21 protein-coding genes and 2 pseudogenes are annotated in these 24,615 nt (G+C 50.6%); 14 read left to right on the top strand and 9 right to left on the bottom strand.

Annotated elements, in window-relative coordinates:
- Nucleotides 1-87: 87 nt before the first annotated feature.
- The 5 genes and pseudogenes from A6M21_RS17625 (at nt 88) to A6M21_RS18180 (ending at nt 6,085) form a co-directional block, all read left to right on the top strand.
- Nucleotides 88-414: a transposase gene (locus A6M21_RS17625; RefSeq protein ID WP_066671998.1), complete on the top strand. Its 327-nt coding sequence runs from the start codon at nt 88-90 to the stop codon at nt 412-414.
- Nucleotides 411-1,337 carry an IS3 family transposase gene (locus A6M21_RS18185; protein WP_151192008.1) on the top strand — a complete coding sequence of 309 codons (927 nt, stop codon included), beginning with the start codon at nt 411-413 and terminating at the stop codon, nt 1,335-1,337. Before A6M21_RS17625 ends, A6M21_RS18185 begins: the two co-directional genes overlap by 4 nt.
- A 293-nt stretch (nt 1,338-1,630) precedes the next feature.
- Nucleotides 1,631-2,689, top strand: a pseudogene (locus tag A6M21_RS17615) (DUF3387 domain-containing protein); the annotation flags it as partial.
- 16 nt (nt 2,690-2,705) lie between these two features.
- On the top strand, nt 2,706-4,787 hold the full coding sequence (locus A6M21_RS17610; protein WP_066671992.1) for a DUF262 and DUF1524 domain-containing protein: 2,082 nt from the start codon (nt 2,706-2,708) through the stop codon (nt 4,785-4,787).
- Between the two features lie 368 nt (nt 4,788-5,155).
- A complete protein-coding gene (locus tag A6M21_RS18180; protein ID WP_161486116.1) occupies nt 5,156-6,085 on the top strand; it encodes a homing endonuclease associated repeat-containing protein in 930 nt (309 codons plus the stop codon).
- Between the two features lie 995 nt (nt 6,086-7,080).
- On the opposite strand, the gene A6M21_RS17605 is transcribed toward A6M21_RS18180, so the two are convergent.
- Nucleotides 7,081-7,827, bottom strand: a complete 747-nt coding sequence (locus A6M21_RS17605) for a phospholipase D-like domain-containing protein (protein ID WP_066671989.1) — start codon at nt 7,825-7,827, stop codon at nt 7,081-7,083.
- Nucleotides 7,828-7,994: 167 nt separating this feature from the next.
- Nucleotides 7,995-8,642: a C40 family peptidase gene (locus A6M21_RS17600; protein WP_066671986.1), complete on the bottom strand. Its 648-nt coding sequence runs from the start codon at nt 8,640-8,642 to the stop codon at nt 7,995-7,997.
- A gap of 472 nt (nt 8,643-9,114) precedes the next feature.
- Between A6M21_RS17600 and A6M21_RS17595 the strand changes: the two genes are divergently transcribed.
- The 7 genes and pseudogenes from A6M21_RS17595 (at nt 9,115) to A6M21_RS17570 (ending at nt 17,615) form a co-directional block, all read left to right on the top strand.
- On the top strand, nt 9,115-10,053 hold the full coding sequence (locus A6M21_RS17595; protein WP_161486115.1) for a LysM peptidoglycan-binding domain-containing protein: 939 nt from the start codon (nt 9,115-9,117) through the stop codon (nt 10,051-10,053).
- A 233-nt stretch (nt 10,054-10,286) separates the two neighbouring features.
- Nucleotides 10,287-13,733 (top strand): carbamoyl-phosphate synthase large subunit, encoded by a 3,447-nt coding sequence (carB, locus tag A6M21_RS18975; RefSeq protein WP_066671981.1) that lies wholly within the window; start codon nt 10,287-10,289, stop codon nt 13,731-13,733.
- A 398-nt stretch (nt 13,734-14,131) separates the two neighbouring features.
- Nucleotides 14,132-14,344 (top strand): annotated as a pseudogene (locus tag A6M21_RS19400) (GntR family transcriptional regulator); the annotation flags it as partial.
- A gap of 211 nt (nt 14,345-14,555) precedes the next feature.
- A complete protein-coding gene (locus A6M21_RS17585; RefSeq protein WP_066671978.1) occupies nt 14,556-14,819 on the top strand; it encodes a GerW family sporulation protein in 264 nt (87 codons plus the stop codon).
- Nucleotides 14,820-14,997: 178 nt separating this feature from the next.
- The gene (locus tag A6M21_RS17580; RefSeq protein ID WP_066671975.1) at nt 14,998-15,429 is read left to right on the top strand and encodes a PaaI family thioesterase; all 432 of its coding nucleotides are present in this window, start codon (nt 14,998-15,000) and stop codon (nt 15,427-15,429) included.
- A 54-nt stretch (nt 15,430-15,483) separates the two neighbouring features.
- Nucleotides 15,484-16,779, top strand: coding sequence for a uracil-xanthine permease family protein (locus A6M21_RS17575; RefSeq protein ID WP_066671973.1), 1,296 nt, complete (start codon nt 15,484-15,486; stop codon nt 16,777-16,779).
- Nucleotides 16,780-16,907: 128 nt separating this feature from the next.
- Nucleotides 16,908-17,615 (top strand): TolB-like translocation protein, encoded by a 708-nt coding sequence (locus A6M21_RS17570; RefSeq protein WP_066671968.1) that lies wholly within the window; start codon nt 16,908-16,910, stop codon nt 17,613-17,615.
- 165 nt (nt 17,616-17,780) lie between these two features.
- Here the strand turns inward: A6M21_RS17570 and A6M21_RS17565 are convergent, their stop codons facing one another.
- The 5 genes from A6M21_RS17565 to A6M21_RS17545 all read right to left on the bottom strand — a co-directional run bounded on the left by A6M21_RS17565 (nt 17,781) and on the right by A6M21_RS17545 (nt 21,164).
- Complete coding sequence (locus A6M21_RS17565; protein ID WP_066671965.1) at nt 17,781-17,975, bottom strand: hypothetical protein; 195 nt, start codon at nt 17,973-17,975, stop codon at nt 17,781-17,783.
- A complete protein-coding gene (locus tag A6M21_RS17560) occupies nt 17,950-18,402 on the bottom strand; it encodes a class I SAM-dependent methyltransferase (protein ID WP_066671962.1) in 453 nt (150 codons plus the stop codon). The genes A6M21_RS17565 and A6M21_RS17560 overlap by 26 nt, the downstream gene beginning before the upstream one ends.
- Nucleotides 18,403-19,338, bottom strand: coding sequence for a methyltransferase (locus A6M21_RS17555; RefSeq protein ID WP_066671959.1), 936 nt, complete (start codon nt 19,336-19,338; stop codon nt 18,403-18,405). It abuts the gene before it with no gap.
- A 131-nt stretch (nt 19,339-19,469) separates the two neighbouring features.
- A complete protein-coding gene (locus A6M21_RS17550; protein WP_066671956.1) occupies nt 19,470-20,108 on the bottom strand; it encodes a YkgJ family cysteine cluster protein in 639 nt (212 codons plus the stop codon).
- Between the two features lie 165 nt (nt 20,109-20,273).
- The gene (locus A6M21_RS17545) at nt 20,274-21,164 is read right to left on the bottom strand and encodes a LysR family transcriptional regulator (protein ID WP_066671953.1); all 891 of its coding nucleotides are present in this window, start codon (nt 21,162-21,164) and stop codon (nt 20,274-20,276) included.
- Nucleotides 21,165-21,318: 154 nt separating this feature from the next.
- On the opposite strand from A6M21_RS17545, the gene A6M21_RS17540 reads away from it, so the two are divergent.
- Both A6M21_RS17540 and A6M21_RS17535 read left to right on the top strand, forming a co-directional pair.
- On the top strand, nt 21,319-21,744 hold the full coding sequence (locus A6M21_RS17540) for a thioesterase family protein (RefSeq protein WP_066671950.1): 426 nt from the start codon (nt 21,319-21,321) through the stop codon (nt 21,742-21,744).
- A gap of 271 nt (nt 21,745-22,015) precedes the next feature.
- Complete coding sequence (locus tag A6M21_RS17535; protein WP_066671947.1) at nt 22,016-22,210, top strand: hypothetical protein; 195 nt, start codon at nt 22,016-22,018, stop codon at nt 22,208-22,210.
- Between the two features lie 116 nt (nt 22,211-22,326).
- On the opposite strand, the gene A6M21_RS17530 is transcribed toward A6M21_RS17535, so the two are convergent.
- Both A6M21_RS17530 and A6M21_RS17525 read right to left on the bottom strand, forming a co-directional pair.
- Nucleotides 22,327-23,898: a LolA family protein gene (locus A6M21_RS17530; protein WP_151192007.1), complete on the bottom strand. Its 1,572-nt coding sequence runs from the start codon at nt 23,896-23,898 to the stop codon at nt 22,327-22,329.
- Between the two features lie 21 nt (nt 23,899-23,919).
- Complete coding sequence (locus tag A6M21_RS17525; RefSeq protein WP_066671941.1) at nt 23,920-24,453, bottom strand: RNA polymerase sigma factor; 534 nt, start codon at nt 24,451-24,453, stop codon at nt 23,920-23,922.
- Nucleotides 24,454-24,615 lie beyond the last annotated feature (162 nt).

The raw sequence follows: 24,615 nt of genomic DNA, 5'->3' as shown, positions 1-24,615 counted from the left end.
GGGCGCCTTCTACCCACTCCCTTAAAAGGATTTGAGTCTTATCCCCAAATGATATAAACTATAAATGATGGGAAGGGGATAAGGAACATGACACGTAAAAGATATCCGAAGGAATTTAAGGACCAGTTGATCCAGGAAGTTGCAGAAATTGGAAACGCTGTCCCGGTGGCAAAACGTCACGAAGTTAATCTGAAAACTTTGTACCGCTGGATTAGTCAATCAAGGCATAAAGCATGGCAGGTTACAAGCGCTGGGACAAAGAAAACTGCAGTATATATACCTTCCCACCAGGAATTTAGGCAATTAGAAAGTGAAAACGAGAAACTCAAAAAAATCCTTGGTGAAAAGGATCTTGAAATAGCCATTTTGAGGGACTTAGTAAAAAAGCAACCCCCGGGCTTTCAGACAGAATAGAAATAGCCGACAAATGGATTGCCCGGGGATATCATGCAGCTACAGTATTACGTATTGTCGGTGTAAATGAAGCGACTTACTATTACCGCAAGAAGTTCCACTTAAGAGAATATGCTCATAATGGAGGAAGAAAGATTCCAGGTTACTCATTAACCCTAGATAACCGACGAGTTAATGATGAACAGGTTAAGGAATGGCTTTTAGAGCTTGTTTCTGGCGAAGAAAACGTATATGGATACCGCAAATTAACCCGTTGCTTGCAACGTCAACATAATCTGAGGATCAATAAAAAGAAAGTTTATCGCCTCTGTAAAGAATTAGATATATTGGAGCCGCAACGGCGGATACATCTTAAGCATCCACGCAGGATTGCAAGGAACCAGGAAATAACAGGATCCAATCAACTCTGGGAAATTGACGTTAAGTATGGTTATATTGCTGGGGAAGACCGGTTCTTTTACCTGATGTGTATTATAGATGTCTACGATCGCATGATTGTAGATTACCATATCGGTCTTTCCTGCGAGGGAAAAGACGCCGCCAGAATAATAAAAACAGCCTTGTGGAGACGCCAGTTATTTTCTAAACCAGATATGCCTGTCATTAGAACCGATAATGGCCCACAGTTTATTAGCCATGTTTTTGAAGATGCATGCGACACTCTTCGAACAGAGCACGAGAGGATTCCACCTAAAACGCCAAACAAGAATGCTCACATTGAATCATTTCATGCGGTATTGGAAAGAGAGTGTTTGGAAAGAAATGTGTTATCCAGCTATCAAGACGCATATCAGATTATTAATAACTATATCGAGTTTTATAATAATCGTCGTTTGCATGGAAAGTTATATGATTTGTCCCCTGTTGAATTTATACAGCAACTAGCACTAGGCCACATAAAACCTTTTGTCGTGAAGGTTTGAAAACATGTTTTTGGTGAGCCCAGAGGGAAAGGTTGCTCTATACCCCAAGGCGCCGTAGGGAAGCCTTGACAGCCCGTTAAAAGGGGGCTGCGGTATAATGGTATTCCCGACGGGTAAACCCATCAATTCACCATGTTTTCGGAGCCGCCCGTCGGTATTTTGACGTAATCGCAGCCCCCAAGGGCTGTCAAGGCCGCCGGTCTGACATTGAAGTATTGAAGGTATCTATTCCGAGAAATTCTATGAATCCGGGCGGTTAAGGGATATAGACTCTAATATTAGGGGGTTGAGCCGGTTTGGTGGTCGATTATGTTGGTATCGCGTCTGCTCTGAAACAGGCGATGAACGATTACACCAACCGAGACAAACAGAACTACGGCGAACAGGATATTGCCAAGACTGCCCTCCCGAAGTTTATTGAAAAGCTGGAAATCTGCCGTGACCTGTTCCACGGGTTCGACTACTCAGGATTTATGGATGAGAAAGCTAAAGATCTTGCCCGCGCCAAGGCAATCAGCGGCGGCGTAAACTTCCTGTCTGGCGTAGAAAAAGAAAAGCAGCGCGAATCGTTCGTTAAAGAGGCTATGCTGCTCCGTCAGGCGTTGTCGCTCTGTCGTTCACTCCTTAAGCCTGAACAACGATTTGAAGCGGCGTATTTCGAAGCAGTGCGTACACTCCTAACCCGTATTACGAGCGAAAGCAAGCCTCTATCTCTGAAAGAAATAAATGCCCGCATCAATGAACTGTTGAAAGCAAGCATTCAGAGCGAAGGTGTTATAAACCTGTTTTCGGATATAGATACGGGGTTCTCGCTGTTCGACCCGAAGTTTCTTGAGGAAATCGCTAAAATGAAGGAACGCAACCTCGCAGTCGAAATCCTTAAAAAACTTCTTGCTGAGCAAGTATCACTCTACCGTCGAACTAATCTTGTAAAGTCAGAAAAGTTCTCAGAAATGCTATCCCGCGCAATGAAAGCATATTTGAATGGTATGCTCTCCAATGAGGAAGTTATCGCCGAACTGATGAAGATGGCAAAGGACATGGCTAATGCACAAGCAGAGGGCGACGCGCTTGGATTGAATGATGAAGAGCTGGCATTCTATGATGCTTTGACTCGTCCCGAAGCAGTAAAGGATTTCTATCAAAATGAAGAACTTGTGGCAATGACTCATGAGCTAACCGAGATGCTCCGCAAGAACCGCACTATCGACTGGCAGAAGAAAGAATCTGCCCGCGCCGGAATGCGCCGCATGGTAAAGAAGCTGCTGAAAAAATATAAATACCCGCCTGATGGTATGGAATATGCAATCGCCACCGTAATTGGTCAGTGCGAGATGTGGGCAGATAACTAATGCGGGGGGTTACAAAATGGATGCTACAAAAGGTAATATCTATCAAATATTGAATGGGTCTAAGCAGTTTGTTATACCCGTCTATCAGCGCACCTACAGTTGGGAGAAGGAACAGTGCATGCGCCTTTGGCGTGATATAGCTGCCATGCAAAAATCTAACCGTGAAGGGCATTTTGTCGGTTCTATAGTAAACATCGAGGAAAAGGCCATGCCCATAGGGGTTCAAAAATACATGATCATTGACGGGCAGCAGCGCCTTACCACGCTAACGCTCTTGTTAATAGCGCTGCGCGACTATGCCAGTCAGCATTCAGAAGAAGCTGGAGTTAACGCACATAAAATTACCGACACGCTTCTGCTAAATGCCTACGAAAGCGGTGATGATCGTTATAAACTATTCTTGACGCAAACAGACCGGGAAGTGCTGATAAAACTTATTGAACATTCACCCATAGGTGACGAGGTGAGATCTCGGCTGATAGACAACTATTTATTTTTTGCCGGACAGATAGCTAAAATGGAATTATCCCCGGTTGAAGTTTATCAGTCTATTGGGAAATTACAGATAGTGAATATCACGCTCGATCGTCAGTCTGATGATCCGCAAGCGATTTTTGAAAGTCTGAATTCTACCGGCATAGACTTGTCGGAGTCCGACCTCATTAGAAACCATATTCTTATGGGACTGGATGCGGATAAGCAAACAGCAGTGTATAACAATACTTGGCGGCCAACTGAGCTTTTATTTAATTATGAGAGGGCAAGCTCTCTTATGGATAAATTTTTCCGTGACTATCTTACCATGAAACTTGGAAGAATCCCAAACAAGAATAAGGTTTACGAGGAATTTAAGGCATACCATGCCAATTGTGGTTTGGAAGTAAGCGATCTATGCCTTGATATTTATTCTTTCTCCAAGCACTATACAGATATGTACTTTTGCAGGAGTGGCGATGGACGCTTAAAATCCCTTTACGAGGAAATGCGCTCCGTTCAAATGGAGGTAGCGTATCCTTTCCTTATGAAGGTTCACGATGATTGCGATAGTGGCATGATAACACTAGATGAACTATTGGAAATCATCAGGTTGTGTGTGAGTTATGTGCTGAGGCGAAGCATTTGCGATATTCCGACGAATTCCCTCAATAAGACTTTTGCTACCATGAAAAATCACATTCGAGCAGATGACTATCTGAATTCTGTTAAGGCGTTTTTTGTCCTGCAGGATTCATATAAAGAGTTTCCGAACGATGAGCGGTTTATTTCTGCCTTTTTGTCACGTGATATTTACCACATGCGTATTTGCAATTATATCCTTAGCCGCCTTGAGAACTATAATAACAAGTCGGCTGTGAAAACTGATGCGCTGACGATTGAACATATCATCCCTCAAAATCCAAAGCTATCCATGGAATGGGTTACTACTCTCGGTGAAAACTGGCGGGAAGTGCAGAAGAAATATCTGCATACTATTGGAAACCTTACATTGACTGCTTACAATTCTGAAATGAGCGATTCATCCTTTACGGATAAACTTGATATGGAAGGTGGATTCAAGCAGAGTGCTCTCCGATTAAATAAATATGTCGTGATGCAGACAACTTGGGACGAAGATCAAATCAAGACTCGCGGCTCGGAACTCGGTGAGTTAGCCAAAAGCATATGGCCATTCCCTGCTTTAAATGATAATCAGCTTGCCCCTTATATGAAACAAGACGATATTGTACCACAGTATTCCATTGACAGCTATGAACAACTGAATGCCTTTAACCGAATCCTGTTTGAGAAACTCAATGCATGCATCATGAATCTTTCCGCTTTTGTCAAACGTGAGTTCAAGAAACTGTACATTGCCTATAAGGTTGATACAAACTTTGTAGATGTTGTAATACAAAAATCGCGGCTTCGTTTATCAGTGAACATGAAGTTCGCTGACGTTATAGACCCAAAAGGTCTTTGCAAAGACATAACAGGGTTGGGACGTTGGGGAAATGGTGATGTCGAATTATTCTTGGATAGTTTGGAACAACTTGATGATGTAATGTTCATCGTTGGGCAAGGCTTCCAGGAACAGATGTGTATCGAAGTCAAAAATTGACTTGTTCCCGAAAACGGATAAAGGAAGAATAATATCGTGGATATATTCCCACGCACTGATAGTACCCCTTAAAACTACTATCGACCTGTTTCCTTGAACGAAAAATTACTAAAATGCATACCCGACATCAATATGATAACTCCGGGCCACGTTGAGACGGTTGTATTGATGTCGCGTGAAAGCCCTTGATATTACTGGGTTTTAAGATTACATCTAAATTGACTTCTCAACTTAAAGTGTGTTTTTACGTTATGGGAAACATATCGACACATACGAACCAGCAACTCAAGTAGGTTGAGTGGATAGGAAAGATGATTTCGATAGGTTGAAAAGCCAATATAGATAACGGCATGAAAGTGGGTGAATTTATGAAGTTTGAGTTAAATGCGTATCACAGAAATATCCCTGATGAAGATTTATTAAATGACCTTTGTCGGGCAGCCGCAATTAACAATAAAGATACTGTTACAATTATGGAATACCGAAAATTGGGGACATATGGTTCTAATACAATTCAAAGACGTTTTGGCTCATGGACAACTGCATTAGAACGTGCGGGACTTAAAGTATATTCGTATCAAATGGCGGCTGCAGCAAGAAATCCAGAAAATCGATACTCAAGTAATCAGCAGATTTTTGATGATATTATTCGTGTTGCAAAATTATTATCGATACCAACGATTACTACTGGCCAGTATAAAGAGCACGGAAAATATGACGTAAGTACAATACTTAATAGATTTCACTCTTGGGACAAGGCACTAAAATTAGCTAACTTGTCGGAAACAGGTTTTGCAAAAGATATTTCAGACCCTGATTTGTTATTTGAAATTCAGAGATTGTGGATTAAATTGGGCCGCCAACCAACTACTACCGATGTTAAAAAGGGTCTTTCTAAATACTCTCTAAATACTTACTCTTGGCGGTTTGGTGGCTGGCGGGAGGCGTTAGAAATGTTCATCAAATATATAAATGCTGATGAAAATAATAGCAACAATAGCGATAATGAGAAAATACCAAAAGAAGAGAGGATAACTCATTATGTGCCCCAAGAAACAGAGAAAAAAACAGTGCCATTGCACAATACAAACAGAGATCCCAATTACCGTCTTCGCTTTAAAGTAATGCAGCGTGACAATTTTAAGTGCTGTATTTGCGGCACTTCGCCAGCAAAAGACCTTTCGGTCGAGTTACATGTTGACCATATTGTCCCATGGTCAAAAAGCGGAGAAACTGTAATTGATAATTTACAGACGCTTTGTTCAAAGTGCAATTTAGGCAAAGGCGATATTGAATAAGTTGACATGTTTCCGTAAACAGGCAAAATGAGAAGCTTACTGTGGACATGTTCTCTTGAACGAGCAAAACCCTAAAAATGGCGTTGACGTATTTCCATATACGAGAATATGCAAAAATACACTCAAGACATCAATATGATGGGATCATTGCACGTGGAGTGCGTGGTATTGATGTCAAAGGTAAAATAGTAAGTGTTTGAAAAACCGCAAACAAACCTTTTGTGAGTCTTTGAGGTCGAAAAAACTGAGTCCGAAAGTTGTGATTTTATCGTCCCGTGGGAGCAAGTCCATGGAGCAGATTTTTAAGCGTTGTCATGGATTGGCAGATTGGCGAGTGTACAATTTTGATGTCAGTGGTTTACCAAGCGCTATATCACTATATATAACTTCGCCATTGTTGACGAAGGAATTGGCGAGGTAAGTCCCGGAAATAGCAGATAGAATAATGAAATAGGATCAAACGCTCCGGGTATCTGCGGCGTTGATTTAAAAAACATTGGATGAATAGATAAATTATTACGCAGTTGTATTTTAATTTATGTTATGACGAGGAAAATATGAATAAAATATTATTTTGCATAAAGACGGCACATACAATAATTTGGGTTTTCTTTGTTTCTGTAATCGGATATATAGTTTACGCAGGTATTATTGATAAGATTGATATTTATCTTTTTATAGCAATCGGTTTGGTTCTTCTGGAAGGAATAATTTTATCATTTAATAGATGGAGATGCCCTTTGACAATATTGGGGTATAACTATTCTGATGGTCACGAAGTGGGGTTTGACATTTTCTTGCCGAAATGGTTGGCAAAGCATAACAAATCCATATTTAGCACAATATTTTCAATCGGATTAATTATAACAATTTATAGATTGCTAAGTTGAAAAATCAAAAAAATGAGAATAAACCGGGCTGAAGTGGTGCATTTTCCGGCCCGGTTTTTTTGAGGACACTTTAGGGAAATGCTTGTGCTTATGACCCGGGAGTGGTTAGTTATGCGTAACAGGCGCATGTTGCCCGCTGGATTGCGAATGCGTTGCGGGGGCATGGGTTTTTCCGGTTTCATGGGTGGTTCCTGCTTTTGCCGATTTTACCGGCGCCGGCCGTGAGTTATTCTTCAAACTGGAAAATTCCCTGGTGTTCCCCCACATCTGATTAAACTCTTTTTCGCAGGCGGCGGTAAAATCGGCATCGTTGATGGTGACCAGCATCTCATCATTGTTTTTGCCGGTCAACTGGTTATAGTTGTAGCTGCCTGTGGCCACCATGTTTCCGTCGATTATGCTCATGCGCAGGTTCATCAGGCCCGGATGGGCGTTGACCTTTACCGGTATGCCGGCCTTAACCAGTTCTTCCATGGCCTGTTGTTGCGTTTTGCCCCGGGTTTGTTCACGGTCGGTGAGCACCCGTATTTTTACGCCGCGTTTTTGAGCGGCCAGCACCGCTTTGATTATTTCCGGATGGGTGAAGCTGTAACAGGCGATGTCGATATCCTTGCTGGCGCCCGTAAATAGTTTGATCAACGTGGTTGCCGGATCAGTACTGGTGCGTGTAAAGACCGGGATGCATAAAGTGTTGGCCGCGCCGGATTCCGTTGCGGCTGTTGCGGTCTGACTGGCGGAAGTGGCGGCGCCCGCCTGCTTGTCCGGGGCTTTTACTGCGGCACAGCCGGCAAGCAACAGCAAGGTCAGGGCGAAAGCGACTGTTCTTGTTGATGCGGAAGGAAATAAGCGCATAATTCTAAAACTCCCTTCAGAAATATTTGCCTGCTTCGTGCAGACAAAAAGATATTCGCCATCTGCCAAAATTTCCCTCCCACATCAACTTGCAAATAATGTCAAAAAACCATAGCCGGCCTGTTCGCAGCCGGCTATGGTTTTTACAAAATTATAAAATAATCCAGTTAGCGAAGCAGTCTTTTCGCCCCCTGGTATTTGTCAGCGAAATAGCCGTTATCCAAAGAGGCATATCTGACCCCACCGGATGTGGTGGCGCTGATAAAACTGTCATTGCCGGCATAAATACCCACATGATCTATTCCCCGCCCGTAGGAACTGAAAAAAACCAGATCTCCCGGCTTCAGATCATCACGGGGAACATAACGCCCGTACTGGTATTGCTCGGCCGCATTATGCGGCAGTGAGATGCCGGCACTTTGAAAGACGTACCTGGTAAACCCGGAACAATCGAAACTGTTTGGCCCGGAGGCGCCGTAAACGTATCTTTTGCCCTGAAGGGAATCAGCTTTGGCCAGGACCAGGCGGGCATCACCCAGGGAGTCGGAGGAACGTGATACTTCGCCGGAATTCCCGCCATTACCCGCACCGGGTATATTCAATTCCTGACCGGGGTGGATAAGAGCCGAATCAAGGTGATTGGCGTCCATAATGGCGTGATAGTCCACGCCGTATTTCAAGCCGATGTTGTAAAGGCAATCTCCCGGTTGCACCGTGTAGGTACCCGCATGGGCAACCGCCGGGAATAACAGGAGCGTGGCCATTACAACCAAATAACCGCCCAAACGCCTGGTAAAGCTTGTCCATGAATTCATGCCTGATTCACATCATCCTTTCTGACAACTTTATTTCCGGGCTTGGCGAACCAGCAACCCGGACTATATTACCAGGTTTTCGACAGGAAGATGAAAAATCCTCCCCGGAGACCAAAATTTTCTTGATCGAATTTTAAATTCGACATGGAAAGCGATTTTTACGGAAATAAGGAAAGAATTTCGTAGAAAAAAGAAGCATCGGACATGTAGGTAAGATGAAAGGGCGGGATGTAGATGTATAAAAATTCCGTAAATGGGTATCATCTTAACAGGGCCGTTACTCCGTCCCGAACAGGGCGGCGTAGCGGTTTATGCCGTCATGGAGCCGGTTGCGTAAAAACAGGAATAAACCGTGCTCACTGACCGGCGGTTTTGCCCGGGCCGGCTTTTTCCAGCCGGACGCCGTAAGAATAACCGGCGTGCCGCGGCCGGTTCCCCGGCGGCAATCTCAATCAGTGGGGAGAAAAGAAACGTGCGAAAAAAGTTGGTTTTGACAGTGACAGTCATTGCGCTTGGCCTGCTTTTGTCCGGTGGGCCGCTGCTGGCTTCGCCGGATGAAGCTGTGCGGGAGGACGTGCCGTATAGTGAAAACCTGCCTTCCGGGAGCGGTTCGTCTGTTGGCGGGCATACCGCGGCTGCTTATACCGTGCAGCCGGGGGATTGCCTGCTGTCCATTGCCGGCCGGTTTAATGTTGATCAGGACGCCCTGTGCAAAGCCAACCGGATTGGCGACCAAAGCTTGCTTCAGCCGGGCCAGTTGTTGACCATCCCCGGTGCGGTGGCGTATCAAGTAGCCGCTGGGGAAACTCTGGACGGCATTGCCAGTCAGTATGGCGTAAGTGCGCAGGAACTGATCGGCGCCAACGATATCCGGACGCCGGGCCTGATCACGGCGGGAGAAACGCTATTAATACCATCCGGCGGGCAAAACGTCCTGCCGGCCTGGGACGGGGGAGGCCTGGCCTGGCCCCTGCCCGGCTGCGGGGACATTACCTCTCCTTTCGGCTGGCGGCAGATATTCGGCCGCCGGGAGTTCCACCAGGGCATCGATATCGGCTGTCCGGCCGGTACGACGGTGGACAGCGCTTCAGCCGGCCGGGTGACCTGGGCCGGATGGGAAAACCCGGCGGATAGGCGCCAGGGGTACGGCTACTACCTGGTTGTCCGTGACAACACGAAACTGTATTATTACGGCCACCTGAGCCCGGATTCAAATTTGGTCAAGGTGGGGGACAGTGTTCAGCCGGGGCAGCCAATCGCCAAAAGCGGCGACACCGGTGACGCCACCGGCCCGCACCTGCATTTCGGCATTGAATCGCTGAATGTGGCCGGCCGCGGGGGGGACTGGGTCAACCCGCTGGCGGCAGTGTCGCCGCAAAGTACGGGAAATGTGGCTTGCGCCGCACAATAATCCGCAGCCGGGACGGTTTGACATCCGCCCCGGCTTTTCTATTTGCCGGCGGCATGCTAAAATGAATGTGGTCCGGGAAAACGGCCGGGAAGCGGCGAATTGCATCACATTTCCCTGAAAATGAATCCGGTTCCGTTTGCAGGAAACCTCCTGTACAACATTGGCCCGGAAATCCGGCCGGTTATCCCGTGTTAATATTGCGGCGACGCACCTGGACAGGGAAGGAGAAAATCATGCCCAAACGTACGGATATAAAGAAAATCTTACTCATCGGCTCCGGTCCCATTATCATCGGTCAAGCCTGCGAGTTCGACTACTCCGGCACCCAGGCCTGCCGGGCATTGAAACAGGAGGGTTATGAGGTGGTGCTGGTGAACAGCAACCCGGCCACCATCATGACTGATCCCCAGACTGCCGATAAAACCTATATCGAACCGATTACCCCGGAAGTGGTGGAAAAGATCATCGCCCGGGAGCGGCCCGACGCGCTGCTGCCCACCCTGGGCGGCCAGACCGGTTTGAACACGGCGGTGGAGCTGTATAAACGGGGCGTTTTGGAACATTACGGAGTGGAGCTGATCGGCGCCCATTACGAAGCGATCCAGAAGGCCGAGGACCGGGATCTGTTTAAACAGTCCATGCAACAGATCGGGCTGAAGGTTTGCCGCAGCCGCCATGTGAACACGGTGGAGGAAGCGCTGGTCTTTGCGGCGGAAGTGGGCTACCCGGTGATCATCCGCCCGTCCTTCACCCTGGGCGGCACCGGCGGCGGCATTGCCTACAACGTCCAGGAAATGCGCGAACTGGCGGCTTACGGTATTGAACAGAGCCCGATCGGAGAAATCCTGGTCGAGGAATCCATTATCGGCTGGAAGGAATTCGAGCTGGAAGTGATGCGCGATCGACGGGACAACGTGGTGATTATCTGCTCGATTGAAAACTTTGATCCGATGGGTATTCACACCGGCGACAGCATTACAGTCGCTCCGGCCCAGACGCTGACCGACCGGGAGTACCAGGACATGCGTGACGCGGCAATCAAGGTGATCCGGGAAATCGGGGTGGAAACGGGCGGCTCGAACATTCAGTTCGCCATCAACCCGGCGGACGGGCGGATGATTGTGGTGGAAATGAACCCGCGGGTTTCCCGCTCCTCGGCGTTGGCCTCCAAGGCCACCGGCTTTCCCATCGCCAAAATCGCAGCCAAGCTGGCCGTGGGCTACACCCTGGACGAATTGCCCAATGATATCACCCGGGAGACGCCGGCCTGCTTTGAACCGACCATTGACTACTGCGTGGTCAAAATTCCCCGCTGGGATTTCGCCAAGTTTCCCGGCGCCGACCGCACCCTGACCACCCAGATGAAGTCGGTGGGCGAGGTGATGTCCATCGGCCGCACATTCAAGGAAGCGCTGCAAAAGGCCATCCGCTCCCTGGAGCAGGACCGCTACGGCCTGGGCGTGGACGGCAAGGAGGAGATAGCCGTGCCGGCGCGTGCCGGGGGAAGGAACGCCCTGCTGGAGGAAGTGCGGACACATCTGGTCACCCCCGGCCCGGAACGCATCTTCTACTTGCGCCACGCCCTGCGCCTGGGCATGAGCCTGGATGAAATCAACGCTGCCACGGACATCGACCGCTGGTTTTTGGACAACATCCGGGACATTGTGGAAATGGAGAAGGAATTGACGGAAACGCTGCGCGGCACCCGCGGGGCCGCGGCCGGCGGCGGGGAGCAGCCGGTTGTAGGTGAGGCGGCCGGGGCACCGTTTGAAACCGGTGCGGCCGGCCGTTTCCGGGCAAGCGGTTTTGATCCGGCGGACCGTGACGGGACGGGTGCCGGAAAATCCGGTTTGCACTGTGAAGGCGAAAGCGTTGAAATGAACACAGTTGCCGGTCTCCTGGCCCGTCTTGCCCCGGAACTACTTTTACGGGCCAAGCAGTACGGTTTTTCCGACCGCCAACTGGCCCACCTGGCCGGGACGGACGAGTTGACGGTGCGCGGTTACCGTTTGCGGCACGGCATCCGGGCCGCCTTCAAACTGGTGGACACCTGCGCAGCGGAATTCGAAGCTTTTACACCCTATTACTATTCCACCTATGAGCCGGAAAATGAAGTGCCGCCCGCGACGGGGAAAAAGGTGATCATTCTGGGCGGCGGCCCCAACCGCATCGGCCAGGGGATTGAATTTGACTACTGTTGCGTGCAGGCGGCATTCGCTTTGAAGGAAGCCGGCTACCAGGTGATTATGGTCAACTGCAACCCGGAAACGGTGAGCACCGACTACGACACTTCCGACCGCCTTTATTTCGAGCCCCTGACCCTGGAGGACGTGCTGAACATCTGCGATTTGGAAAAGCCCGACGGGGTGATTTTGCAGTTCGGCGGGCAGACGCCCCTCAAGCTGGCCCGGGCGCTGGAGAGGGAAGGCATCCGCATCCTGGGCACCAGCCCGGCCAGCATCGACCTGGCTGAAGACCGGGAGAAGTTTGCCGCTTTAATCAACCGGTTGGGCCTCCGGCAGCCGGCCAGCGGTACCTGCGTGGCGGTGGAGGAAGCGAAAAAAATCGCCGCTGAGATCGGTTATCCGGTCCTGGTACGTCCTTCCTATGTGTTGGGCGGACGGGCGATGGAAGTGGTTTATGACGGGGAGTCGCTGGCCGGCTACATGTCCCGGGCGGTGGAGGTTTCCTCGGAGCGGCCGGTGCTGATTGACAAATTCCTGGAGGGAGCAATCGAGGTGGACGTGGACGCCATTTCCGACGGCTGCGTCACTATTGTCGGCGGGGTGATGGAACACATCGAGGAGGCCGGCATCCATTCCGGCGACAGCGCCTGTTCCCTGCCTCCCTTCGGCCTGCCCGGCCCGCAGGTTGAAGAAATGAAGCGGCAGGCCCGCCTGCTGGCCCGGGAACTGAATGTGATCGGGCTGCTCAACATTCAGTTTGCCGTGGAAAACGGGGACGTCTATGTGCTGGAAGTGAACCCGCGCGCCTCCCGCACCATTCCCTTCGTAAGCAAGGCCACCGGCGTGCCTCTGGCCAGGTTGGCCACCCGGGTGATGCTGGGGCAAAGCTTGGCTGAACTGGGTCTGACCAGGGAAGCGGTGCCCCGGCATGTTTCAGTCAAAGAAGCGGTATTCCCCTTCATCAAATTCCCGGGAGTGGACATCATCCTGGGGCCGGAAATGCGCTCCACTGGTGAGGTGATGGGTATCGACGACAGCTTCGGCATGGCTTTCGCCAAGTCCCAACTGGCCGCCGGCATGCCCCTGCCGCTGGCGGGTACGGTGCTGCTTACGGTGGCCGACCGGGACAAGGAGGCATTGCTGCCGGTGGCGCGGGGCTTTGCCGGTCTGGGCTTCAAGCTGATGGCCACCCGGGGCACGGCCCGCTTCCTGCAGGAGCACGGCCTGCGGGTGATGACGGTGCACAAGCTGGGCAAAGGCCGTCCCAACATCGTCGACCACATCAAAAATGGCGATATCGACCTGGTGATCAACACGCCTATCGGCAAGGGACCGAAATACGACGAGTATCACCTGCGCCGGCAATCGATCACTCATGGCGTGCATATCATCACCACCATCCGCGGCGCCCTGGCCGCCCTGGAGGGAATCAGCACCCTGCGCGGCGGCGGCATGCGGGTTAAGACGGTGCAGGAGTATGAAGCGCAAGCGTAGCGGGTAATGCCAACGGCCGGTCCGCTGTTTTTCAGGCGGACCGGCCGTTTGTTCGTCCGGCATGTCTGCCGAGCCGATGGGTTGAAAGAAACCCTGTCACCTAACCAGCGGAAAGACAACCCGTAAGCAAAGGCGTAACTGGCAACGGGCGGGGTCTGAAGGAAGCTGAAGGGGGAACTTGGTAGAATGTTTCCGCCCGCAGGAAGAAGCCGCCGGTCACTTTCGGACGCCACGACAGGCGCAGGTATTTTTTAGATCCGGTTCGCTGGCCCGTTAATCAAATAACTGGTTCCGCTAAGAAAGTATTGACAGAAAGGCTGTGTCGTGTTGTGTTATGTTATGCTATGCTATGCGTGTACTAGGGGTTCTAGTGCACGATTGCGAAGGGAGGTATTGCCTTGTTTAAAATCGACCAGTTTAGCAGTACGTCCATATACCAGCAGATTGTCCTGCATGTCAAAGAGGCCGTGCTCAAGGGTATATTACGGCCAGGAGACAAACTGCCGTCGGTGCGGGAATTATCAGTTCAGCTGACCATAAACCCAAATACCATTCAAAAGTCATACCAGGAGCTGGAGAGGCAGAAGGTAATCGAAACGATCAGGGGGAGGGGAACATTTATCAGTACACATTATAAACCACATGCCGATGGGGAGCGGATAGGTCTTTTAAAAGAAAACTTGCGCAGTATACTGGTGGAAGCCGTTTATCTGGGTTTAAATAAAAGCAGTATATTGGCAATGGTGAATCAGTTACTGAAAGAGTTAAATATAAAGGCTAAACTCCAGTTCCTTGAAAAAAAGGACCTGCTGGAGCTTATCAATGTCGGCATCACTATTCATCTCGGCCAACTTCGGCTTCGGCACCGGCAGCGGGGAAGGCACCGACCCCTCCAAGGGCGGCGGCAAAGGCGGCGGCGGGGCCGGGGCCAGGATCAGTCCCATCGTCCTGATCATCATCCAGGAAGGGGAAGTGAAGGTGTACTCCCTGGCCAAAAAGGCACTTTTGGAAAAACTGGCCGAACTGGTACCCGAAGCATTGTCCAGGCTTGGCATCGATAAACCAAAGGCGGATTGTCGCAAGTAACGGGAAGAATGAATAAGCTGGAAAACAGGCCGCCCGGTGATGGACGGCCTGCTTTTCGTGGTGCGGGAACGTTTTCCGGTGTCAATAAGTTCCCGATTTCAAAGAATTTTTGGAAAAACATTTTATTCGTATACTTTAAAATTTGCAGGTAAGGGTGTAAAATTTTCAATTGAGGGGGATGAAAAAGATGATGGGAAGAAAATTAATAGCGGAAAACATACCTGTTCCTCCAATTGCCCGCCTGATCGGTTTTAACATTGTTGAAATTGGTGATGGCCAGGCAGTGATGGAGCTTGAAGCCGGAACGAAACATGCTAACCCGATGGGTACTCTTCACGGAGGAGTTATTTGCGACGTTGCAGATGCTGCCATGGGCGCGGCTTATTACTCTACGCTTGAGAAAGATGAAACATTTACCACCCTGGAGTTAAAGATGAATTTTTTAAAGCCGGTATGGCAGGGATTAATAAGGGCAGAAGGAAGGGTTATCAGGAAGGGAAAGACAATTGGTCTTTTGCAATGTGAGGTAACTGACAGTAATAACAATCTAGTGGCCTTTGCTACCAGTACCTGCATGACTTTACGGGGAGATTCCGCCAGGGGCAGGTAGCCGGCTCCTGCAAATACCATCATCTGCTGATATATTGCCAAGAGGTGTAAAAGTGTGGAAAAAATTACTTTTAAATATGGTTTGGACGATACCCCCCCTATTATGGAATGTATCTTGTTAGGCTTACAATGGTTGGCAATCGTTGTCCCCATCGTGATCATTATCGGAAAAGTAGTTTCCGGGCTTCATTTTGACAACCCGACGGATCAAATTATATATATCCAAAAGTTGTTTTTTATTTCAGGGGCTTCCATGCTGGTGCAGGTGCTTTGGGGGCACCGCTTGCCATTGATTATGGGGCCGGCGACGGTTTTGCTCGTCGGTGTCGTGGCAAGCCGGGGAAGCAATTTTAATGCCGTTTATTCCGCCGTCATAATAGGAGGGGTCATTCTTTCGGCTTTAAGTGTTACCGGCCTGTTTGGCCACCTAAAAAAATTATTCACGCCCCGTGTCATCGCTACGATACTTATTATGATAGCCTTTACTTTGACCCCGATGATACTTGGTTTGATCACCACTACCACTGGGAAGGCAAATGCGCTACCAAATTTGCTTTTTGCTCTGGTATTTGTCCTCTTGTTGTTTATCGCCAATAAGCGTCTAACCGGTATTTGGAAGGCAACATTGATCATATGGTCAATTATCGTAGGTACTATATTTTATTATTTCCTGTTCCCTCAATCGGTAGGCGCGGGGGGTGGTGAAGGCTTTCCTGTGTCGGCCGCATTTTTGACAAAATCATATGTACATTTAGCTATAGAGCCGGGTATATTGATTTCATTTCTTATCTGTTTTATGGCCCTTTCCATTAACGATCTTGGTTCCATTCAGTCCCTGGCGGAGCTGATTCAGCCGGATCATATGGAAAAACGCATCACCCGGGGCATTTCTATTACCGGTCTATTTAACGTCATTTCCGGTTTTTTAGGAATTATTGGACCGGTTAATTTCTCCTTAAGTCCCGGGGTGATTGCTTCTACCGGTATTGCTTCAAGGTTTACCTTAATCCCCGCCGCCTTTGGTTTACTGCTTCTTTCGTTTTTACCAAAGGCAATTGGTTTCCTGGGCAGTGTTCCGCCCGTTGTGATCGGCACTTCCTTGATTTATATCATGTGCTCCCAGATCGCCGCGGGTCTCCAAACAGCTTTCAATTCCATGCCTGGTTTCAAGTTTGAATATGGCCTGGTAATGGGGCTGCCCATGATGCTTAGTATTATTATTTCATTTCTGCCGGGCGACGTTTTGAGCATGTTTCCCGCACTGTTAAGACCGGTTATAGGTAATGGCTTTGTGGTGGGCGTTTTGTCGGTATTCTTTATGGAACACATAATTTACAGAGAAAGGGTTTGAGGAAGGTGTATTGCGGTGTAAAGCGGTACGCCTTCCTGGTGCATGCTCTAAGGAAAGGAACGGAACAAAAAGCCTCCTGATTTCGTCTATATTTATGGAAGGATTAATAAACAGGGGGTAAAAAGGGTATGTTTGGTAAAAAAACTTTGCGGGGAGCAATGGCCGGTTTGCTAATGGGGGCGTTGCTTATGGCCGGGGGTTGCGTCTTCAAGCCGGGGGCGGGGCCGGATAAAGGACCGCCAGCGCAACAGGGACAAATTGGGCAACAGCAGCCCTTACCGGAAAAAACGGCGGAAATAGCCGGGGTAAAAGTGACCGCCGGTGGTGGTACGGTTAAGGACGGTGCCATTCACCTGGCTTCGTTCAACATCCAGGGCGGGAGTGTTTATTTTGAACCGGGAACTTTGCTCTCACCGGACGGTCGCTGGATTGCCTTTCAGACCACACAAAAGGGTGCGGGAGAAGGCCTGTGGGTGATGGCCCTGGACGGTTCCGGCGGAAAATTGTTGGCCCGGATTGATGAAAAAGAATACCAGTCCGGCCGGCTGATTCTCCAGTTGTTGGGCTGGACTCCAGACAACCGGGTGATCTATTCCCGCCAGGGCACACAACCCGATGGAGCACACCGGGGAGAACGTGGTATTTCCCTGCGGGTAGCTGCCCCGGGACAGGGGGCGGAGCGGGAGGCGGCCTGGTTGCCCATGCCCGCCGGCATGGTCCGGCAGGTGAAGCTATTACGCGGAAAGGAAAGTGTTTTTGTGCAGACTGACATGCGGAGCGACCGGCCCGGCGACTGGAACGGCAGCCGGATCTCGGTGATGTCGTACGGATCATAGTGTCATTGGGGCGTGGCGATAACTTCCCTGAGCAAAGCCGCGGCCTGGTCGAAGTGATTTTATCCCTGCCCCTTTATGATGCCGGTGGCCGGCTGGCCGGTGTGCCGGGGATGATTTAAGTATGGAAAAAAAGCGGCTGACGGGGAGAAGTCAATAGAAAAACCGTTATGGTCTTGTGCTTAGCAAAAACATTCCAATCGTATCAGCTTCGTCATAGGCCAGCAGGTGCAGGCCCGCCTGCGCCAGCATTGACGGCAGGTCCTGTCGGATGAATTCATGATAACAGCCGCCCTCCAGCCGTTCGACAAAGGATACACTCCAGCGCCAAAGCAGGTTATCCGGCGGTTTTACCCAATCCATCACCAGCAACCCGGTCACGGGTCACCCGGCGTATTTCTTTGAGTACGCGAAGCCGTTGGGGAAGCGGCATTTCATGCAGGGCCATGGAAAGGGTGCTGACATCGAATGATTCGTCCGTAAAATCCATTTTGGTTGCATCAGCCAGCCGGAATACCACCGGCTGGCCGTTCACCTTTTTTACTGCCCGTGCCAGCATGGCCGGCGAAAAATCTATGCCCGTCACCCGGGCGCCGCGGGCGGCCAGTTCCAGCGCCATAATACCGGTGCCGGTACACGCATCCAGTACTTCCATTCCGCCAACCGGTCCCAGCAGGCCGGCTGCCCGTTTGGCTTTAGCCCGCATGGCCGGGCCAACGAAAAAATCGTAAAACGGCGCGATGTTGGTAAAAAACTGCTGGATGCGGTTTGGGGAAAACAAGTTTTTCATTTATGCCCGTACGGCCGTGATCAACTGCCGGCCGGCTACTTCGCGCAACTCCACGCCGTCAAAACCGGCGCCGGTGAGCCAACTGGCATACTCCTCACGGGTCCAGGTGCCGCCCGTCTGCGTATTCACCAGCATGTTCACGGCAAATACGGCGGCGAAGGGGTGGCGGCCACGCACCAGATCCGTTACAGCAATGCGCCCGCCCGGGGCCAGTGCGGCGGCCACCCGCCGGAAAAGCGCCCGGTTCTCTTCCTCTCCGTATATATGACAGATGCTCCCCAGGTAGGCCAGGTGGAAAGGGCCGTCTGGCAGGGCGACGGTGAAATCACCCGCCGCCAGGCGGATGTTTTCGCCGGGGGAAAGAGCGTCGCGGGCCGCGGCCACCACCCCGGGGAGATCCAGCACGGTTACCGCCGCGCCCCGGGCGGCAAAGGCCCGGGCGTAGGTCAGGGGACCGCCGCCGATATCAAGCACCTGTGCTCCGGCGGGCAGGCCGGACAGGCAGAACCGGGCTATTTCCTCCGCGCTCGCCAGGGCACCCCGGGCCATGGCTTGGATAAAGTAGCGGCGACCCGCTTCTCCCCGCTCACGCCTGGCCGGTTGGCCGCTTTTGATCACTTCCGGCAAGTTGATCCAGCTTTTGATCAACTCATAGGCGTGCATGAAGGCAAAGCCTTCGTAACTCTCGCTTTCCGGCCGGTAAAACGTGTCTTCGGCAGCAGCACAAAGGCGGTACTTTTCACCGTCCCGCTCCAGGTAGTTCAGGGAAACCAGGGCTTCCGCCACCGTCCACACGGCCCGGCGGTCCGCCTGCAGGGATGCGGCCAGTTCCGCCGCATCCATCGCCTGCCGGTGCAGGGCGTCGAAGATTCCCGCTTCCACCGCTCCCCCGGCCAGGAGCAATTCCCAGGGCATCTGCAATGCTTCTTTTTTCATCGTACACTCCCCGTCAGTTTATAGTAGCCGTTTGGTGGCACAGGACCATGCAATGGAGAACCGTGTGCCGGGATTTGAGTATAAAGTGATGCATCCCCCGCCAAGAGCTCTTTGAAGAAATATCAAAGCAGTCAACCGGTGGTTTTTTCGCTCATAATTGAATTTAAAACTTTAAATAACGGGCGGCCAAAAATGAATAGTTCAAACTCCCCATTCAGACCAAGCCTGGTCAGGGCATATTCCCTGACGGCAAGATCTTTGCGCACCAGATCATTTAACCGGTTCTTTGCTTCCGCCTTTTCCTTTTCCCGGGACAGGCCGGCCAGCAGTTCCTCCACCCCGTCGTACGGACAAACCTGCTCATGCATGGCTATGGCTTCCATAATCGGATCATCAGCATTGATGATATCCGCCCGGGTGATGGTGTTTTTACCGGCTGCGTCCACCAGTGGCGCGGGGTCCCAGCAGTTCAACAGCCGGCATTCCAAAGGGCGGTGCTCATAGATGATACAGGCGGAATGTCCGGGATCATAGAAGCAGCAGGACCATTCCCCGCCCGTGCCCCGCACCTTGATCAGTTCCTGCGCTACCGGTTTTACTTCGCCGTTGATCGGATCGTAAGCCTGCTCGCCCTTGCGGATGGTTAACAGGTTCCGGTAACCAATATGTCCGTCACGCAAAAGCGGTTTATCTTCGTGGTGAAGCACCGGCCCGCCTTTCTGGCAGCAGGTGCCGCACCGCTCGCAGTGATCCCTGTCCTTAGCGGTCATTTTTTCCTCCTGGTTTATTTGCTATTCCTGGAAACCCCGCCTTACCCGAATACATTTTCCCACTATAAACTTAGTATATACTGTTTAATGGCGTTAAGTTCTTCGTGAAATATTCGCCACCCTCCGGCGTTTTCCTCTCTTTTCAGGGATGGGTTGATTGCAATTTCAGAAACTGTCCAGCAAAGTATTGATGAAGGCGCTCTTGAATGCGGAGAGGACCTTGTCCTTTCGCATTACCACAGCAATGTAGCCGGGTTCGAGAATGTGGCCCAGAGAGATATACTCCAAGTTTCTTTGTTTAAGTGCCGGCATGCCCTTTACTATGGTTGCAAAGGAGATGCCCAGGCCCGTTTCCACATAAAGTGAGCTTAATTCAACATTTGATGATTCCATAATTATGCGGTAATTGATCCCCAGTTCCCGGAAGAGTTCCTCCAGTTTAATACGGCCGGTGTATTCACTGGTTTTGGGAGGCAAAATGAGAGGGTACCGGGCAATCTGTTTGAGCGTGACCCGGTTTATCCCGGCCAGGGGGTGACCGGCAGGCGCCAGTAAAACGGCCTCCACTTTTTTCCAGCGGATTTTGGTGAGTTCTTTGGGAACAGCGGATTCGAGCGCCAGACCGAAATCAACCTCGCCATTTTTCACCAGCTCAATTACGTTTTGTTGCGAGCGATCCAGCACGGTCAATTCAACCTGGGGGAATTGTTTGACGTATTCCTTGAGTACCTCTGGAAAAAGGTGGTAAAGTGTGGTAAAAGGCGCGGCTATTCTCAGCCTTCCTATGGGGAGGCCTTTCAGTTCGGCCAGTTCTTCCATGAGGGAGTCATATTTGGACAGGATTGCCTCCGCAAAAGCAAAGAACTTTTCACCCGCTGAAGTGAGTCTCAATTTTCTTTTGCCGATCCGTTCAAACAGCGGAAAGCCCAATTCACCTTCCAGGGCTTTGATCTGCTGGGTCAACGCGGACTGCGTTTTGAAGATAACCCCGGCCGCCCTGGTAAAGCTCCCCAGTCGGGCTACATGATAAAAACCAACAATCTGTTTCCATTCCATTTTAATTCAGCCCACCAAACCAATTAATATCCGGGTTTTATTAATTCCGCTAATTAACCATATCATAACAATTAATTTGTCTAATAACAAGAGTCATGTTAAGCTATGATTAAGCGCTTAATTAAAATATGCCTGACGAAGGAGGTGAACTTTTATGAAGGACAGCCTGCAACCAGGCTTGACCTATGAGTTCAAATTTAAGATCCCGGAAAACAAAACCGTGCCCCACCTTTACCCCGAATCGCCGGAATTTCAGGTCATGCCCAGGGTTTTGGCCACGGGTTTTATGGTCGGCCTTTTTGAATGGGCCTGCATCCGGGCCACCAACCCTCACATCGATTGGCCCAATGAGCAAACAGTGGGCACCGGCGTCAAGTTGAGCCATCTGGCCGCCACCCCGCCGGGCCTGACTGTTACAGTAAAAGTCAGGCTGGAAAAGCTGGAAGGCAGAAAGCTTACTTTTTCCATAGTCGCCGGCGACGGCGTGGACAGGATTTCCGAGGGCACCCACGAAAGGTTTATCATTGATGCGGCCAAATTTAATGCCCGGGCGGAGGCCAAAGCCGCCCGCGCGCTTTAGACAGATAGCTTGCGGGGATAATTGCGGGGATAACATATCCGGATGCCTATACAGTTTATAGAAACTAGCGAAGAAGTAGACGCTCATGGACCGGGCCTCACGGCGATTGCCGGGTTGACACTCGCGAGGAAAGCGTAAGACCTGCTCTTTAGCAGGCATCCCTCTTTTACCCACGTTTGCCTTCGTTTGCCGCAGCTATGTTCGTGCAGGAGTATGGTTCTTTTTGAAGAATTAATAATCAAGTAAAATTGGTACGAAGGAGCGATGGGCAATGATCAAAACAAAGGATATGCACAAAGAGGAAATTAACCACACCTTCTGCAGTTGGTGCGATTATCGCCGCATGGTGGCAAGCAATACCTACTGGGGATGCGGCCTGGATGAGAAGGAGCTGGATGAACGCTGTCCGTACAGACTGGCCGTGCAGCGGGAAGAAAAAGCGGAGCAAGGCCATGATACTCATTAGCTGGATATCCGTGTTATGATCTTTGCAGAGAAGGCGTACCGCGCTATGAAAGCGGTACGCCTTCTTACCGGTGCCTGCTTGCGCAATGTCCTCCGGTTTTATCCAGGTGATATTATTTAGCGGGGATCATATCCGACAACCGACCAAATACCTGTTTCATCCTGCCGGACAAGCCGCTGCAGGTAGACCCGTTTAACCGGACCGCCGGCGACCGCCACAACTGCTTCAACGCCGTTGTTTGCCACCAGTTTAAAGGATGACGCCGGTATTTCCGGTTCGCCTTTGATTCCTTCCGGCGATACCTTCAAGTTGACGAAGGTAAGCGCCACTTGCAAGGGGTCAAGCTGCCAGGGGCTGCTTCCCCTGTCTACCTGCTGCTGGCTGTTCCGGGCAATTTCCATATCCACCGGGACCTTGACCTGTGCCTTGTTCACCGGATTTTTACCGGTGTCCGGAAGAGTAAGGCCGGTAGCAATTTGACTGGCCAACTCCGTCCGTCGCTGCCCTTCGACCTGGATTTCAAGCCCGTCCTGCCGCCAGCGCAACCGTTCCTGCCATACTTCCAGCGGGCCGCCGGCGGCAGCACCGAGCGCGGCGCCGGGGGCGGGTTCGAAAGGCCCTTTGGCGGCAGATTCTACAATAGTGGTATCACCATAATCCAGGACGATCCGGTCTTTGAAAGCAAAGATACGGGCCGGCGCTTCTTTCGGGAGCAGCGGCGTGATCCGGCTGATCGCAGCCGCTTCACCCACTGTCGACACCAATTGTCCCGGATCCTTTTCCACCAACTTGTAACCTTCAGGCAGCCGGTAAGCGAATATTTGGGGATCGATCCGGGTGTCCGGTTCAAAGCTTACAAAGGTATATGTCGTTTGCAGGGCATTTTGCATTGCCGTTTGCAGCTGGATGGGCAGACTGGTTTGGTTGTCAATCCATAAATAGTATGTCCGTCCGCCCGGTGGCGAAATTTTTATTTTTGTTGTTTGCCGGCCGGCAACCGTCTCCGGACCGATAACGGTATGCGGATATTGTATGGCCCGTCTGGCCTCATCCCGCAGGTCAAAACCATTCCGGACCGGGTCCGGTAACAGCGGCAACAAAACCACTTCCTTGCTTTGCGGCAGGACCTGCCACTTGCGCTCGCCGTTATTGACGGTTAATGTGCCGTCGTTTTGCCGTACGGCATACTTGTTCCCTTCCGACCAGATCTCCACCCGGCGGTTCATCCATTCCCGGCCGGCTGCGTTTGTTGTGCGTATTTCTAGAACACCATGATAATTGTGCAGTTGAGCGACCGATCTTTCCATGGCGTAAACCACATCACGCTTGAACAAGCCGGTCCAGCTGAGTAGTACGGCGCATAAAAGCAAGCCGGCCGCCAATGCCGCAACAGATGGTAAAAGCCAGCGGCGGCGGGAAGACCCGCTGATCCTTTTATGTGGCTGCTTTTCCGGTTCATTAAGAGCCGGCTGGCTGCTTTTTTGCATTTTACTTGCCACCGCACCGGCCAGTCTTAATGGATACCCGGGAGCGGGCAGCGCCGGTTCCCTTAATGTGCGCATCAGCCTGACGGTTGCCAATAGTTTTTCCATTTCCGGCGTGGCGGCGGTTCCCCGGTGTTTTTCAGGCTCCTGTTCTGCATTTAAAGCATCAATATAACCGGAAAGTATCTCTTCAGGACTATTCACCCATATCCCTCCTTACCTGAACTAATCATGAACATCGAGAATCCGGGCCAGTGCCTGTAATGCCCGGTATTGGGATGTGCGGACGGTGGCTTCCGTTTTTCCGGTCAGTTTGGCCGTTTCAGCCACCGAATAACCCTTAATGATTCTCAAATCAAGAATGGCACGCTGGTCTTTGTTTAATTTGGCTAAAGCGCCTTCAATCTGCAGGCGCTGGGTGATGGCCTTTTGATGATCCATACTGGCCGTTTCCTCCGGATTCAGTTCTTCAAAGTTTATTGGTATCCCCCGGCGTTTCTTTTGGCGCCACCGGTCACGCAACAAATTCAAGGCAATGGTCTTCATAAACCCGGGGAAATTTTCCCGGGGAACTTTATGTCCGCGCAAGTAAGTCAATACTTTGACATAGGTTTCCTGGGTAATATCCTCGGCTTCCTCACGGTTCTGCACTTTAAAATAGATAAAACGGTAGAGGGGTTCCCAGGTGGCTTTACATATCTGTTCAATTGATTTGAGATCACCTTCTTCTGCCTTGTTAAGTTCATCAGCGGAAATCACATTTTTACACCCTCTTTCCCGGCCGGTGTTTTCATCAATAATAACGAATAAGGTGTCCTGAATGTTACATCAACATGGCGGTACATATTACCAATGGGCTGTTCTGATCCGGCGGGAAAGGGGTTGAGGAAGGAGAAATACCTCAAGGCCACGTCAAAGTTA

It is taken from the genome of Desulfotomaculum copahuensis (genome assembly GCF_001655685.1).
Taxonomy (GTDB): Bacteria; Bacillota; Desulfotomaculia; order Desulfotomaculales; family Desulfovirgulaceae; genus Desulfotomaculum_G; species Desulfotomaculum_G copahuensis.
The sequence above is the reverse complement of the archived record's forward strand: the minus strand, read 5'-3'. Positions and strand labels throughout refer to the sequence as shown.